The sequence below is a fragment of the Nocardia sp. genome, assembly GCF_025465275.1.
In the GTDB taxonomy this organism is placed as follows: Bacteria; Actinomycetota; Actinomycetes; order Mycobacteriales; family Mycobacteriaceae; genus Nocardia.
This window is the reverse complement of sequence record NZ_JAODNK010000176.1, coordinates 63,597-76,387: the sequence shown is the minus strand read 5'-3', so window position 1 is coordinate 76,387 and position 12,791 is coordinate 63,597. Positions and strand designations below refer to the sequence as shown.

Annotated in this window: 16 protein-coding genes; 10 read left to right on the top strand and 6 right to left on the bottom strand. The window is 65.9% G+C overall.

Annotation, left to right across the window (positions count from 1 at the left end):
* Window positions 1-80: 80 nt before the first annotated feature.
* Entirely contained in the window at window positions 81-689 is a 609-nt protein-coding gene (locus JWN03_RS36395; RefSeq protein ID WP_297624954.1) for a hypothetical protein, read from the bottom strand.
* Between the two features lie 133 nt (window positions 690-822).
* Between JWN03_RS36395 and JWN03_RS36390 the strand changes: the two genes are divergently transcribed.
* The 4 genes from JWN03_RS36390 (at window position 823) to JWN03_RS36375 (ending at window position 5,210) form a co-directional block, all read left to right on the top strand.
* Window positions 823-1,350: a hypothetical protein gene (locus JWN03_RS36390; protein ID WP_297624952.1), complete on the top strand. Its 528-nt coding sequence runs from the start codon at window positions 823-825 to the stop codon at window positions 1,348-1,350.
* Window positions 1,351-1,378: 28 nt separating this feature from the next.
* A complete protein-coding gene (locus JWN03_RS36385; protein ID WP_297624949.1) occupies window positions 1,379-3,571 on the top strand; it encodes an MMPL family transporter in 2,193 nt (730 codons plus the stop codon).
* Window positions 3,568-3,984: a hypothetical protein gene (locus JWN03_RS36380; RefSeq protein WP_297624947.1), complete on the top strand. Its 417-nt coding sequence runs from the start codon at window positions 3,568-3,570 to the stop codon at window positions 3,982-3,984. Before JWN03_RS36385 ends, JWN03_RS36380 begins: the two co-directional genes overlap by 4 nt.
* 188 nt (window positions 3,985-4,172) lie before the next feature.
* On the top strand, window positions 4,173-5,210 hold the full coding sequence (locus JWN03_RS36375; protein ID WP_297624944.1) for a lysylphosphatidylglycerol synthase transmembrane domain-containing protein: 1,038 nt from the start codon (window positions 4,173-4,175) through the stop codon (window positions 5,208-5,210).
* A gap of 9 nt (window positions 5,211-5,219) precedes the next feature.
* Here JWN03_RS36375 and JWN03_RS36370 read toward each other — a convergent pair whose 3' ends face one another.
* Together JWN03_RS36370 and JWN03_RS36365 are read right to left on the bottom strand one after the other, a co-directional pair.
* Window positions 5,220-5,495, bottom strand: a complete 276-nt coding sequence (locus JWN03_RS36370) for a hypothetical protein (RefSeq protein WP_297624941.1) — start codon at window positions 5,493-5,495, stop codon at window positions 5,220-5,222.
* 96 nt (window positions 5,496-5,591) lie between these two features.
* Complete coding sequence (locus tag JWN03_RS36365; RefSeq protein ID WP_297624938.1) at window positions 5,592-6,620, bottom strand: helix-turn-helix domain-containing protein; 1,029 nt, start codon at window positions 6,618-6,620, stop codon at window positions 5,592-5,594.
* Between JWN03_RS36365 and JWN03_RS36360 the strand changes: the two genes are divergently transcribed.
* Both JWN03_RS36360 and JWN03_RS36355 read left to right on the top strand, forming a co-directional pair.
* Entirely contained in the window at window positions 6,619-6,756 is a 138-nt protein-coding gene (locus JWN03_RS36360) for a hypothetical protein (protein ID WP_297624935.1), read from the top strand. The two genes, JWN03_RS36365 and JWN03_RS36360, sit on opposite strands and share 2 nt — an antisense overlap.
* Window positions 6,757-6,792: 36 nt before the next feature.
* A complete protein-coding gene (locus tag JWN03_RS36355; protein ID WP_297624934.1) occupies window positions 6,793-6,981 on the top strand; it encodes a hypothetical protein in 189 nt (62 codons plus the stop codon).
* Here the strand turns inward: JWN03_RS36355 and JWN03_RS36350 are convergent.
* Entirely contained in the window at window positions 6,950-7,930 is a 981-nt protein-coding gene (locus JWN03_RS36350; RefSeq protein WP_297624931.1) for an oxidoreductase, read from the bottom strand. The genes JWN03_RS36355 and JWN03_RS36350 overlap by 32 nt on opposite strands.
* A 120-nt stretch (window positions 7,931-8,050) precedes the next feature.
* Between JWN03_RS36350 and JWN03_RS36345 the strand changes: the two genes are divergently transcribed.
* Entirely contained in the window at window positions 8,051-8,494 is a 444-nt protein-coding gene (locus tag JWN03_RS36345) for a phage holin family protein (RefSeq protein WP_297624928.1), read from the top strand.
* Between the two features lie 36 nt (window positions 8,495-8,530).
* A complete protein-coding gene (locus JWN03_RS36340; protein ID WP_297624925.1) occupies window positions 8,531-9,121 on the top strand; it encodes an SRPBCC family protein in 591 nt (196 codons plus the stop codon).
* Window positions 9,122-9,171: 50 nt separating this feature from the next.
* Here the strand turns inward: JWN03_RS36340 and JWN03_RS36335 are convergent, their stop codons facing one another.
* The gene (locus tag JWN03_RS36335) at window positions 9,172-10,089 is read right to left on the bottom strand and encodes an SDR family NAD(P)-dependent oxidoreductase (protein WP_297624922.1); all 918 of its coding nucleotides are present in this window, start codon (window positions 10,087-10,089) and stop codon (window positions 9,172-9,174) included.
* 104 nt (window positions 10,090-10,193) lie between these two features.
* Between JWN03_RS36335 and JWN03_RS36330 the strand changes: the two genes are divergently transcribed.
* Both JWN03_RS36330 and JWN03_RS36325 read left to right on the top strand, forming a co-directional pair.
* Window positions 10,194-11,174 (top strand): SDR family NAD(P)-dependent oxidoreductase, encoded by a 981-nt coding sequence (locus tag JWN03_RS36330; RefSeq protein WP_297624919.1) that lies wholly within the window; start codon window positions 10,194-10,196, stop codon window positions 11,172-11,174.
* 6 nt (window positions 11,175-11,180) lie between these two features.
* The gene (locus JWN03_RS36325) at window positions 11,181-11,303 is read left to right on the top strand and encodes a hypothetical protein (RefSeq protein WP_297624916.1); all 123 of its coding nucleotides are present in this window, start codon (window positions 11,181-11,183) and stop codon (window positions 11,301-11,303) included.
* A 61-nt stretch (window positions 11,304-11,364) separates the two neighbouring features.
* On the opposite strand, the gene JWN03_RS36320 is transcribed toward JWN03_RS36325, so the two are convergent.
* The gene (locus JWN03_RS36320) at window positions 11,365-12,702 is read right to left on the bottom strand and encodes an ABC1 kinase family protein (protein ID WP_297624913.1); all 1,338 of its coding nucleotides are present in this window, start codon (window positions 12,700-12,702) and stop codon (window positions 11,365-11,367) included.
* Between the last annotated feature and the right edge of the window lie 89 nt (window positions 12,703-12,791).

Sequence of the window (12,791 nt, the reverse complement as noted above, 5' to 3'; positions counted from 1 at the left end):
GATCCTCCCCACCGCACCGTCTGAGACAATGTATCCAAAGCGGACTGCGCTGTCTGTACTTTGCGAAATTTGCCGAACAGTTAGGGCGTCCACCACTCGACCACGGCCTGCACAGCCGGGTCGCCGCCATTACGCGCTATGGTCAGCACACTCTGGGTCACTTGGATGGAAAGCCCCACGGCCGTTCCGTACCAGCCACTACCCCGTGCGGCAATGCCGGCGCGGATGGAGGTTCCGGTGGCCAATTCGTAAGCCTTGAAATACGATCCGCACACTACGAAAAGCGTGGACTCGGTACTGCCGACCGCGGTGGCCCGGGTCCATTCGTCGCAGCGCGCCGATACCCCGTCCCCGCCGTACCAGCCGTACTGGTTGGCGGTCCGATTCACGAAGTCCGGTAGCGCGCTCGCGGGCGCCGCGGTATAGCCGGCACCATCCGGGAGCTGCGCCGGAATCGATTCCGGCGGGACGACGACCTTGGGCGTGGTCGTCTCGATACGCGTGGTCGGCACGACCGCGTCGGCGCTCACGGACGGCGCCTGCGCCACCACGATGATCGGCGGCGGCGCCCCGAGGTGAGCCTGGAACCACAGCGCCACAACGGTTCCGGTGGCGATGAGCGCCACCGACACCATCAGGCCCGCGATATACGCGAACGCCGATCCCCGCGGTCTGTGCAACCTGCCCACCCGCCCCTCCTCGAAATGTGCGCTCTGTGCTGTGTGCCTATAAAACTGCCCTACCGACTCAGACAGTTGTTAACATACTGTGACCCACGACCCAAAGCAACGCAAACTGCGATCGTTATCACATGGAGGGGACATGAAAGTTCGTCCAGGAACGGCAATCTCGCTGGCTGTGGCCGGAGCTCTACTGTCTCTGACACTTATCGATTGTGGCTCCGGAAACGTCCGGAGCAGCGACGTCACCATTACCGTGGCGCCCACCACCACGATCGCGGCCACCGTCAGCGGCGCGCTGCCGACCCCGCTCACCGCCGACCAGCTGAATACCCAGCTGCAGAACCTGTTCGGCAAGGGCCGCCAGGTCACCGATGATCAGCGGCTGTCCATTGTCGCGGGCGGCGAGAAGTTCCGGGGTGATCTGCCCGAACTCCAGAAGGCCATGTCCGAGAACCCGAATGCGACCTTCGGCGTGACGGCGGGCTCGGTGGCGCTCAATGGCGATGTGCTCGAGGCCGACTTCTGGCTGGACAAGGACGGGAATGGCAATCGCCGGTCCGCGCCGCTGAATCTCAGTGCGGTGAACGGGGAATGGAAGCTTCCGGTCAGCGAGATCTGCGGAATCCTGGCCCAAACCGACTACAAGTCGCCCGCCTGCGCCTCCTGAGCGCGGGTTCCCGAGGGGAGATCCGATCGTGTTCCACTGGATGGGGCGGTGGACATACCACGCCCGCTACACCGTAATCATCGGATTCATTGTGCTGATGGGGGTTTCGGGCCTGTACGGGCTCGGATATCAGGACAAGCTGACCGCGCAGGGCTTCTTCGACGACACCAGCGAATCGGTGGCGGGCACGAAGCTGGCCGACAAGACCTTCGGCCGTGACTTCGACGGCGATGTGATCGCGCTGTACAGCGCGCCCGCCGGCAAGCACATCACCGATCCGGATATCGAGGCGGCCGGGCGGGATCTGACGCAGAAGCTGTTGACCGACTATCGAACTCAGATCAAGGACGTCAGCGGCTACTGGAACGGCAGCCTCGGCAAGACCCGCTTCATCGACGACTCCAAGACCCGGGCCTTCGTGAGCATCGGACTGCAGGGCACCGGCGATCAGGACAGCGTCGACTGCTACCACCAGATCAAGGACAAGCTGGCGATTACCGGCCTGGACGTGCGCATTGCCGGGCGGGTGCCGGTGGCCGACGCGGTGGGGCTGACCATGCAGACCGATATCGAGCGCATGCATCTCATCGCCCTGCCCCTGGTGGCGGTGGTGCTGTTCTTCGTCTTCGGCGGCGTGATCGCGGCCGCGCTGCCCCTGATCATCGGCGGGCTCACCATTGCCGGGTCCTGGGGTGTGATGAAGGTGCTGACCGGGTTCATGCCCGTGCACCAGTTCGCCGATGCGGTCATCTCCCTGATCGGCCTCGGCCTGGCCATCGACTACGGGCTGTTCATGGTGAGCCGGTTCCGGGAGGAGATCGCCGAAGGCCGCTCCACGGAAGAGGCGGTACGCATTACGGTTTCGACGGCCGGGCGCACCATCACCTTCTCGGCCACCATCATCGTGGTGTGCGTGGCGGGGGTGCTCATCTTCCCCATGACCTTCCTGCGTTCGGTGGCCCTGGGCGCACTGACCGCGGTGATTCTGGCTGCGCTGCTGTCGATTACGGTGCTGCCCGCCATGCTCGGCGTACTCGGCAAGCGAGTGGACGCCTTCGGACTGAAGCGCTTCTCCCGCACCAGGACGACGGAGCAGATCGATGCCTCGTTCTGGTCGCGGCTGGCGACCTGGGCCATGAAACGGCCTGCGCTGCTGGCATATCCGATCATGCTGGTGCTACTGGGGCTGATTCTGCCGTTTCTGCACGCAGAGTACGCGGGGCTGACCGAGAAGTATCTGCCGCCGGGCAATGAAACCCGTTCCGCGCAGCAGAGTTTCGATGCGGTGTTCCCGAAGGAGCGGGTCTCGCCGATCAAGCTCGTCATCGAGGGCGCGGACCGGGCCACCCTCAACGCGATTGTGGCCGCCGCCAATCAGACGCCGGGGCGGACCGCGGATTTCGAGAAGCCGTTCTCCAATGGCGTGGCCGAGGCGGGCGTGAACGTCAAGGTGTATACCTCCGGCCTGGTCGATCCGAAGAATGCCGATACTGTGATCACCCGGCTGCGGTCCATCTCACCTCCGGCGGGGGTGACCATGTATGTCACGGGTCTACCTATGCTGGAACGTGATTCGATCCACGGCGTCATCAATCGACTACCGTGGCTGCTGGAAATTCTGGTACTCGCCTCGTTCATCATGATGTTCCTGGCGTTCGGTTCCTTCGTACTGCCACTCAAGGCGGTGGTGGTGAGCGCCCTCAGCCTGACCTGCACCCTCGGCTTCCTATCCTTCGTCTTCTACGACGGACACGGCGCGAAACTGCTGAACTTCACACCACAGCCGCTCAGCTTCCCGGTGCTGGTGATCATTATCGCAATCATCTTCGGCCTCTCCACCGACTACGAGATCTTCCTGATGTCGCGGATGGCCGAGGCGCGGGCGCGAGGCGCGTCCACTCCGGAGTCGATTCGCTACGGCACCGCGCACACCGGCGGCATCATTACCGCGGCCGCACTGGTGCTGATCGTGGTGACCGGCGCATTCGGACTCTCGGAACTCGTGCTCATGAAATACATCGCCTACGGCATGATCGTCGCGCTCGTACTGGACGCCACCATCATTCGCATGCTGCTGGTGCCGTCGATCATGAAATTGCTCGGCGACCGCTGCTGGTGGGCTCCGCGGTGGGCAAAACGATTGCACGCGCGCATCGGACTCGCCGAGTTCGAGACCCCCGCGGCGTCGGTGCACCCGACGACCGAGGAGGTCACGGTATGAGGTCCTGCTCGAGAATAGTGACGGCCCTGGCCGGTGGACTGTTCGCGGCCGGGCTTGCGACCCTTCCCGCCAGTGCCGAACCCAGCAGTTCACTGGCTCAGATCGACTGCTCGGCCACCCACAGGGCTGGTTCGAGGCTGGAGGTGAGCTGCTACAACCCGGATTCGGTGACCGGCACGGTGGATGTGATGTACGTGTGCAGCACGCCGCTGAATTTCGATCACCAGATCTTCTTCAACGAGCCGGGTCACGCCATCGCCGGCGGTTCCACGCTGCGGCTGACTCGCGACTGCGGACCGGAGCAGGTGATGTTCACGTATCAGATCTGGCCGCTCACCGGAGCCCAACTCGATGACCAGACGGCTCGACAGGATCAAATTCGCGAGCAGCGCGATCGCGCGGCAGGTCGTTAAGTTCCTTTTTGCGAGGTTTCCACCGTTTGTTTGCGGGCAATCGAGGGCGGTCCACCCAATTCCGGTTGTCCGGCAGGGCCCACCGTTGTGCCGGAAGGGTGGCCGCCCCAGCCTCGGGCACGTTAACCTCGGGCATCACCTCTGCGATGCACAGGTCAATCACCGCGTCCGCGAACCAAGGAGAGCCGATGGCCCCGGCCATTCCCGCATCAGCGAGAAAGGCGCTCCCCACAGTCGTTTGCTCGGTCGTGGTGGTCGCCGCCGCGATCTGGCAGCACGAGACGGTAGCGGCGGGCATGCGTGCCCTGCTCGGTGCCGACCCACGCTGGCTGGCGCTGGCGGCCCTCGCCACCCTCGGCCTCTGGCCCACCTCGGTATGGATGCTGCGCGGGTCCATTCCGGCACAGCCCTCCGCACGCCGGCTCTTCGCACTCCAATTGGCCGTACCCGCCATCGGACTGGTACCGGCCGCCTCGCTGCTCATCCGGCTCCGTTTCCTGCGCCGGGAGGGTCTCAGCCACAGTGCGGCGGTCGCCTCCATGACGCTGATGGGCTTCGCGGCGCTGGTGGTGCGGATACCGCTGGTAATCGTCGCGCTGCTGGCCACACCCAGTCTGGTGCGGCGGACCGGCTCGCAATCACCCTGGCACGATCTGGGCGCGCGCGCCTCGATGTGGTGGCATCACGCAACCGAGAATCCTTGGCGCACAGGTGCGGTGGCGGCAGCGATCCTCGTGGTCGTCGGCGCACTGGCAGTGTTCGGGATAGTGACCCTGCGTCGCCGGGTGGCGGCTCGCGGTGGCTGGCGGGAGCTCGCGCACCGGGTCCGTTCCGGACGTTCGGATGCGGAATTCGCGTGGAAGTCGGTGGCCGCCACCGCACTCCGGCCGGGCCGCGCCGCACCGCTGTGGGTTGCCGCGCTGGTGCAGCCGCTACTCATGGTGGTGGCGCTGTGGGCGGTACTGCATGCCGTCGGCGCGGATCTGAGCCTGGGCGACACCTTCGTGGTTCAGCTGGTGACAGTGGCGCTGGGGCCGCTACTGCCGTCGCCGAGCGGGGTGGCAGCGAAGGAGATCACCCTCGCTGCCGGACTCACGGCTATTGCCGGACTGACCGGCGGCGTGGCGGTCGCGGTGGCCCTGGGCTTCCGGCTACTCACCTTCTGGTTCCAGATCCCGCTGGGACTGGCCTCTTTCGCCTACCTGAACCACCGCCGCGCCATCTGACAGTTCAGCTCAGACCGGCGTGCAGGTGATGGTCGCGAACTTGGCGGTTCCACCCCACATGGTCTTCGCCTGACCCTGAGCCTGGCGCATACCCTGGGTCGCCGTCACCGACAAGGTCGGCAGCGGATCCCCGGCCCAAGTCTGCGCGGTGCAGCTGTAGTTGACCGAAATCCCCGGCCGAGTAGGCAGCGCCTGCGCGGGCGCCTGCGCGGGCGCCGTCCCGGCCAGTGCGAACACCGGCCCTACCGCCAGCACCGCAACGGGCAAACCAATCAGGAACCTCACACTCACAACGTCTCCTCGCGCACTATCGGGGCAATCGAGCAATCAGGCAGCCAGATTCTCGCACGGTAGACCCGCTGCCGCCGGTTGGTCGGGAGATCACGTATTCAGGTCGGCACCGGCGAGAGCGATTGCCGTGGGGAACAGATGGGTCAGACCGAATCGGCCCAATCCATTGATCGGCGCACCGTGCCGTTCGACGATCTCGGCGAGCACGCCGGGCGCGGCTGCCGCGCCGACATTGTCCATCACCATAATTCGGACATCGGCCTCGTGCGGATCCCATGTGCCGCCACCGAGCAGCCATTGCACCTGCGCCACCAGATGTAGAAGACCTTCGAGTCGAGGCAGGTGCGCGACCAGCAGCGGGTGACCGGAGGCGTCCGCGCTGATATCGATGACGCCGGGGGCACCGTCCATCGACACCGTTCGCCGGTAGTGCTCAACGGTGACGTGCTCGATGCCGCGGATGGCAGTGCGGGCGAGCTCGGACAGTCGCCGATCCAGCTGCACCGGTTCGGGCAGCGGGACCCGGAGCGCGATACCTCCGTCCGCCACCAGACGATCCGCGCGACGCCGCCGGGTGCGCAATTCCTGTGGTGTGGCGCGGAACGTCGCGACCATGACCCGATTGAATTGGCGCAGGCTGCCGAACCCGGCGGCGAAGGCGATATCGGTGACCGAGAGATCGGTATCGTCCAGCAGGCGCCGGGCGAAATGCGCGCGGCGGGACCGGGCCAGCTGATCGGGTGTGGCGCCGACCTGTTCGCGGAACATTCGGCGCAGGTGCCGCTCCGACACCGCCAGTCGCGCTGCGAGATCGGCCTCGTTGCTGCTGTCCAGCACTCCGGAGGCAATGAGATCCACAGCGTGGCAGACCAATTCGGAGGCGTTCGAGGGTCGCTGGTCGCCGCGATACGGCCGGCATCGATGGCAGGCGCGGAATCCCGCGGCCTCGGCGCCCGCCGCCGAGGCGAAGGGCACCACGTTCTCCGACAGCGGACGACCAGGGCACGGCGGCAGGCAGTAGATGCCGGTCGTGACAACACCCTGGAACGCTTCCATACCCCCGAGTCTGCGCGCGGCGGCGTACCCCGGCCAGCCATATCCGGACACATGGGCGAACATGTCCGACTCCGGCGAGATCCGCGCCGCCGACTACTGCTTCATCTTCGAATTGCACAACGGCCTGATCCACCGGGTCCGCGAGGACATGGACACCCGCCGCGCCGAAGAACTTTTCACCGTCTCCGTTCCCTCCTAGCTCGGATGGTGCCGGTCGGCCGGTCAGCCTCGCGGCATGAGCACCGCAGTGTCCCGGCCGACCGCGCGTTGGCGCGCCCTGGTCGAAAAGAACGCCGACTACGAACCGCTGTTCCCCGCGCCGATGATCGCCGGCACCGAACTGGCGATATACGCGTTCGAGTCCGACCTCGGACCCAATGCGGCTTTTGCCGTCACTCAGGCCAGGGGTAGTGGATGTCGGTGAGGGATTCGCTCAGGCGCCAGAGGGCCCGAGCTTGGGTTCGACTGTAGGCCAGTGGATTTCGAAGGGCGCGGCGCGGATAGCCGAAGGTTTCGAAGGCGGGACCGAGGTAGGAGTTGCCCGGAAGATTGGGCATGGTGGCGGCATAGAGCTGGGGCAGGGCACCCATGCGATCGGATTGTGCGAGGCCGACGAGCGCCCGCTGCTGGAGGGCGGCCAGGCGGCCGGATACCCCCTTCTCGGCTCCGGAATCGTAGAGGTGGGTCGCGGAGAGGCCGGGATGAGCGGATACCGCGGTGAGGGCGGTACCGTGCTGGCGCGCAAGGCGATTCAGCTCCGCGGTGAAGAGCAGGTTGGCGAGTTTGGATTGGCTGTAGGCGAGCCAGCGAACGTAGAGCACACGCCAGTTCGGATCGGGCCAATTGATGACGCCGCCCCAGGCCGCGATGGAGGACACGGTGACGACCCGTGGGCTGGGTGCGCGCAGCAAAGCGGGCAGCAACAGGCCGGTGAAGGCATAGTGACCGAGGTGGTTGGTGCCGAATTGGGCGTCGAACCCCTCCACGGTCCGCACATTGCGCGGCAGCGCCATCACGCCCGCATTGTTGACCAGCACGTCGATGGCATTGCCGCGCACGTCGAGATGGTCCGCGGCACGGCGGATCGAGGTCAGGTCGGCCAGATCCAGCGGCAGCACTTCGGGTTTCGGGCCGGTCGCGGCGGCGGCCACGGACTCCAGCGCCGCGGCGGCCTTGAGTTCATTGCGGCAGGCCATGAGCACGTGAGCGCCCTTGGCGGCCAAGGCTTCCGCGGTGCGCAGACCCAGGCCGCTGTTCGCGCCGGTGACCACCGCGGTCTTGCCGGTCTGATCGGGAATGTCGTCGATGGTCCAGCGTCGTGCGATGAGCGGAAGGCTCGCCGTGGTCGTCCCGGCCGAGAGCGTATTGGCCATGCGGTGTCACACTCCTCAGAGGAAATCTGCCGTCTGAGACAATCTATCCGAACGTGTTAGGATGCGACAGTTCCGGCGGCAGGCGGTCGCCGATGATCACATCCACCGAGGGGGCCGCGGATGGCTACCGACCAAGCCGGCTACAGCACGGCGATCGAGCCGCAACCGAGCCCGATCGAGCAGATCGTCCGAATACTGCTGGCAGAGCTGTCCGCCTGGCTCGGACCCAGGCTGTACCGGGCCGGGAAGTTCCTCGCCGCCGAAGTAGCACGCGGCGTAATCGCGCTCGCCGCATTGAGTTTCGCACTCATCGCGGCCATCTACGGGACCATCTACTTCTTCCGCTTCCTGACCGAACTGTTCGCACAATGGATGCCGAACTGGGCAGCCCTGCTGACCACCTCGGCGCTCATGCTGATTCCCGCGGGGATCGCCGCGCTCTTCGGTATCTGGCAGATCTACCGAATGCGCACCGTCCGCGCGACAGCCTCCGCGGCCACCGTGGCAGGCAGTGCCGCCTGGGCCTTTGCGCGCCGAAATCGTCACGGCGCCAGCCAGTTCTGACGCCCGCACGCCGTTCGTCGAGAAGGAACCAACTTCATGGTCACAGTCATCATCGTCGTGGCGGTCATAGTCGTCCTGGGCGCGATCGCCGGCGGCATTTCCGCGCTCCTCATGCGCAGGTGGACGAAAGACGTCCTGGCGGACAATGGATTCGAGGTACGGCCGATCACCTCGGCGGACGTCGGCGAATTCATCGACCGCGCCGCCTTCACCGTGACCGCCAGCCGCGAATTCCCGTTTCCGCCGCACAAGGTGTGGGATGCCTTGCAGCTCAACGGCACCTTCTCCTGGATCCCGCTGATCAATGGCATTCGCTACCGCGACGACTACCGCAGGGAAGGCGCGCTGCGCAGTTTCGACGGACTGCTGTTCGCGGTGCAGGAGCGGGTGATCATCATGGCGCCCAACACGCAGCTCACCGTCTCCGGCACCAAGATCTCGATTCCCTTCCTGATCAAGGCCTTCGCCGAGGATTACCGGCTGACCGAGACCGCGGACGGTACGCAACTCACCTGGACCATCGCATTCCAGCCGCGTATCGGCTCGTTCCTGCCGCTGCGCTGGGCCGCACCGTTCATCCGGCCCTTCGCCTCCTTCGGCATCAAGGGTCTAGCCGCTCGCATCTAAGTTGTTGCCGCAGTGCGGATCCCGGCGCACACCGCGATCCGCACACTGCGCTACCGCCGGTCCAGACCCTCCAGCTTCCGCGTCAGATAGTCATCGATCCGCGTCAGCACCGCCGGGCGGGTCACGCGCGCTCGCAATCCGGTCAGCTTGTCCGGCCGCAGGACTCGCGCAGCCAGCCGCGCACCGCCCGGCGAGACCCGGGTGGCCAGGTACAACGCCCGGGCCTCGATGGGGGTCGGCACCACGGCTGGATTGCGGGCCGCCACCCGGACGATGGTGCGCGCAATGCTCTCCGGGCTGTGCGCGACGAAGCGCTCGGCCAGCGAGATCACGCTGAGTGTGCGCGCCACATCCACCGCGGCGCCCCTATCGACCTCACCGTCCTCGTAGATTCCGGTGTGCACCAGGGCCGGACAGACCGCCGTCACACCCACACCGGTGCCGGCGAACTCCAATCGCAAACCCTCGGTGAGCATTTGCGCCGCCGCCCGGCTCGCGCAGTACGGGGTGCTCAGTGGAATCGGCGTGAAGGCCGCCACCGAGGTGACATTGATAATGCGCCCACCGCGCCCGGATTCGACCATCTGCCGCCCGAAGTGGGTGCAGCCGTATATCAATCCCCAGACATTGACGCCGAGCAGTCGCTCCCAGTCCTCGAGGGTGTGCTCCAGAAACGGCCCGGCCGTGCTGTATCCGGCATTGTTGACCAGCACCTTCGGCGTACCGAATTCGGTGTGAATGTCCTCGGCGAAAGATTCCATGGCCGCGGCATCGGCCACGTCCACCGCATAGGGTGTGGCGACACCGCCGAATGCTTCGATGGATTCCACCGTCTGCACGGCCCGCGCCTTATCGAGATCGGCGGCGATGACGATGGCCTTCTTACGCGCGAAGCGTTGCGCCACCGCGCGGCCGATACCGCCACCGGCACCGGTGATGACGACAACTTCGTTCTCGAAGCCTGCCATGTGAGGTCCCCTGATTCCGCGGCTGCGGCGCTGCGTTCTCATACTTCCACATACTGTCCCAGACAGTGTACACTCTGACTCTCCAGCGGAGGAGTAGACCACAAATGAAACCCTTCCACCCGCGACTTGCCGTGGTGACCGGGGCAGGCAGTGGCATCGGTCGCGGCACCGCCAAGGCCCTCGCGGCCCGCGGGGCCGAGATCATTGTCGCCGACATCAACTTCGCTACCGCCGAAGACACTGCGGCACTGATTCATTCGGCGGGCGGTTCGGCCTTCCCGTATGCCCTCGATGTAGCCGATCCACTCTCGCTCGAAGCCCTGGCGGACCATGTGAAAACCGCGCACGGTGTGCCCGACGTAGTGGTCAATAATGCCGGAATCGTGGTCGGCGGGCCATTTTTCGACATCCGGCCCGCTGATCTGCGGCGCATTGTCGATGTCAATCTGACCGCGATCGTGCACGGGTGCCGCCTGTTCGGCGCGCAGATGGCCGAGCGCGGCACCGGCGGGCAACTGGTGAACATCTCCTCGGTCGCCGCCTTCGCGCCCATACGGATGGGCACGCCCTACGCCTTCACCGCGGCCGGGGTGAAACATCTCAGCGAGACCCTCCGCGTCGAAATGGCTCCGCTCGGAATCGGTGTCACCGTGGTGTGCCCGGGATTGATCGCCACCAATCTGGCCGCCACCGCCACATTGGCCACGCTCAGCACCGAGCAGGTCGCCATCACCCGGCAGATCGTGGTGAAGGGCATGACACTGCTGGGCATGCATCCGGACAAGGCCGGCCGCAAGATCGTCGCGGCGGCCGCCGCGAATCGCGCCATGCTGCCGCTGCGCGCGGAATCGCGGCTGATCTACTACTTCACCCGCGCCTTCCCCGATTTCACCCGGGGCCTGATGCGAGTCGGCAGCGGACCCGAGGTGGAGCGGGCGGTCCGCTTCGTCATCGACCATCCCGGCTTCGTCGGGGTGGCGCGGGAGGCCGCCGAGCTCATGCCGCAGCGGCCGGGACTGCAAACCTATTGGGAACCACCGGAATACGATGATCCGCTGCCACCACCCATACCGTTCAGGAGATGAGCCCCGATGGCCGATCGACCGATTCCCCCCGCCGAACCGCCCACGCCACGGAATCTGCTGATCCTCGCGGCGCTGGCGCTCACCGTCATCGCAGCACTCATCGCGGCTGCCGCGTTCGTCGCGGGGTGAGCGTCAGGCCGGGTGCGGCTGGACACCACACTCGCTGCACCGAGCTGAAATCCGCTGCAGCTCAGGCGGCTTCGCCCTCCTGCACGTAGCCGGGCAGCCAGCGTTCCAGCAGGCCGAGGAAGGCGCCTTCGGCATCCAGCTGCGCACAGACGGCGACAACTCCGCCGAGCACGCGGCCGAGCATGACCAGATCGGGGAGTTCGGGCGGCGTGCGCACGGCGAACGTGTTGTTCATCGATACGTTCTGCAAATCCATGGCGCGCAACATGTGGCCCTGCAACAGATCCCGGCTGATGTGCAGCCGCTCACCCTGCAATTCGGCGACGATCGGCGAGACCACGCGCTTGATGGGTTCCAGGTCGATATCGTGGCCGGGGCGCACGAATCCATTCGCGTGCAGGGAAGCCATCAGCGCGTCGTAGTCCTCGGCGACGGCGAGCCGGGCCAGCTCGCCCACCACCGGCGGGAGGCCGTCCGGCACGGCGATGGTGGCGCCGAAGTCGATAATGCCCAGCCGGCCGTCGTCGAGCAATTGGTAATTGCCCGGATGCGGATCACAGTGCAGGAATCCGACCCGCTTCGGTGAGCTCAGCCCGAACTCGACCAGCAGTTCTCCGACCCGATTCCGCTGCTGGACAGTGCCTTCGGCAATGATCTTCGACAGCGGGGTGGCCGACATCCATTCGGTGACCATGACCTTGGGCGCGCTCGCGATCACCCGGGGCACGAAGAATTTCGGGTCGCCGGCGTAGGCGGTGGCGAAGCGCCGCTGATGATCGGCCTCGAGCCGGTAGTCGAGCTCATCCTCGGTGCGCGAGACGAATTCCTCGATCAGCGCTTTCACGTCCACGCCGGGCATGAAGACCCCGAAGGTGCCCGAAAGCATCTGCAGCAGTTTGAGATCCGACATGAGTGCGACATCCGCGCCCGGATACTGGATCTTCACCGCGACGGTGCGGCCGTCCTTCCATACCGCCCGGTGCACCTGGCCGATACTGGCCGCGGCCACCGGCTCGTCCTCGAACAGGGAGAACCGCTCGCGCCAGCGGGTACCCAGTTGCTCGTCGAGCACGCGGTGCGCCTGCGCCGTCGGCATGGGAGGCGCCTGATTCTGCAAGCGCGACAGGGCATCTCGATAGCGGTCGGCAAAGCGGGAGGGCACCGCGGCCTCGGCGACACTGAGCGCCTGCCCGAGTTTCATGGCGCCGCCCTTGAGTTCGCCGAGCACCCGGAAGACCTCATCGGCGGCCTTGTCGATCAGCGCCTCGTCGATGGTGCCGCGATCGGCGCCGGTCATGATGGCTTTGCCGGTGGCAGTCATGCGCCGGGCCATAATGCCCACCGGCAGTGCCGCGATCTTCGCCGACCGTGCCAGACCGGTTCTTCTCTTGCCCGCCATGGTGCCTCGATTCGTATCGCCATTGCTCGCCTGGGCGAAGGTGACAGAGCATGCCCCACGGACACGAATCGAAGACTAGAGTGTCTCAG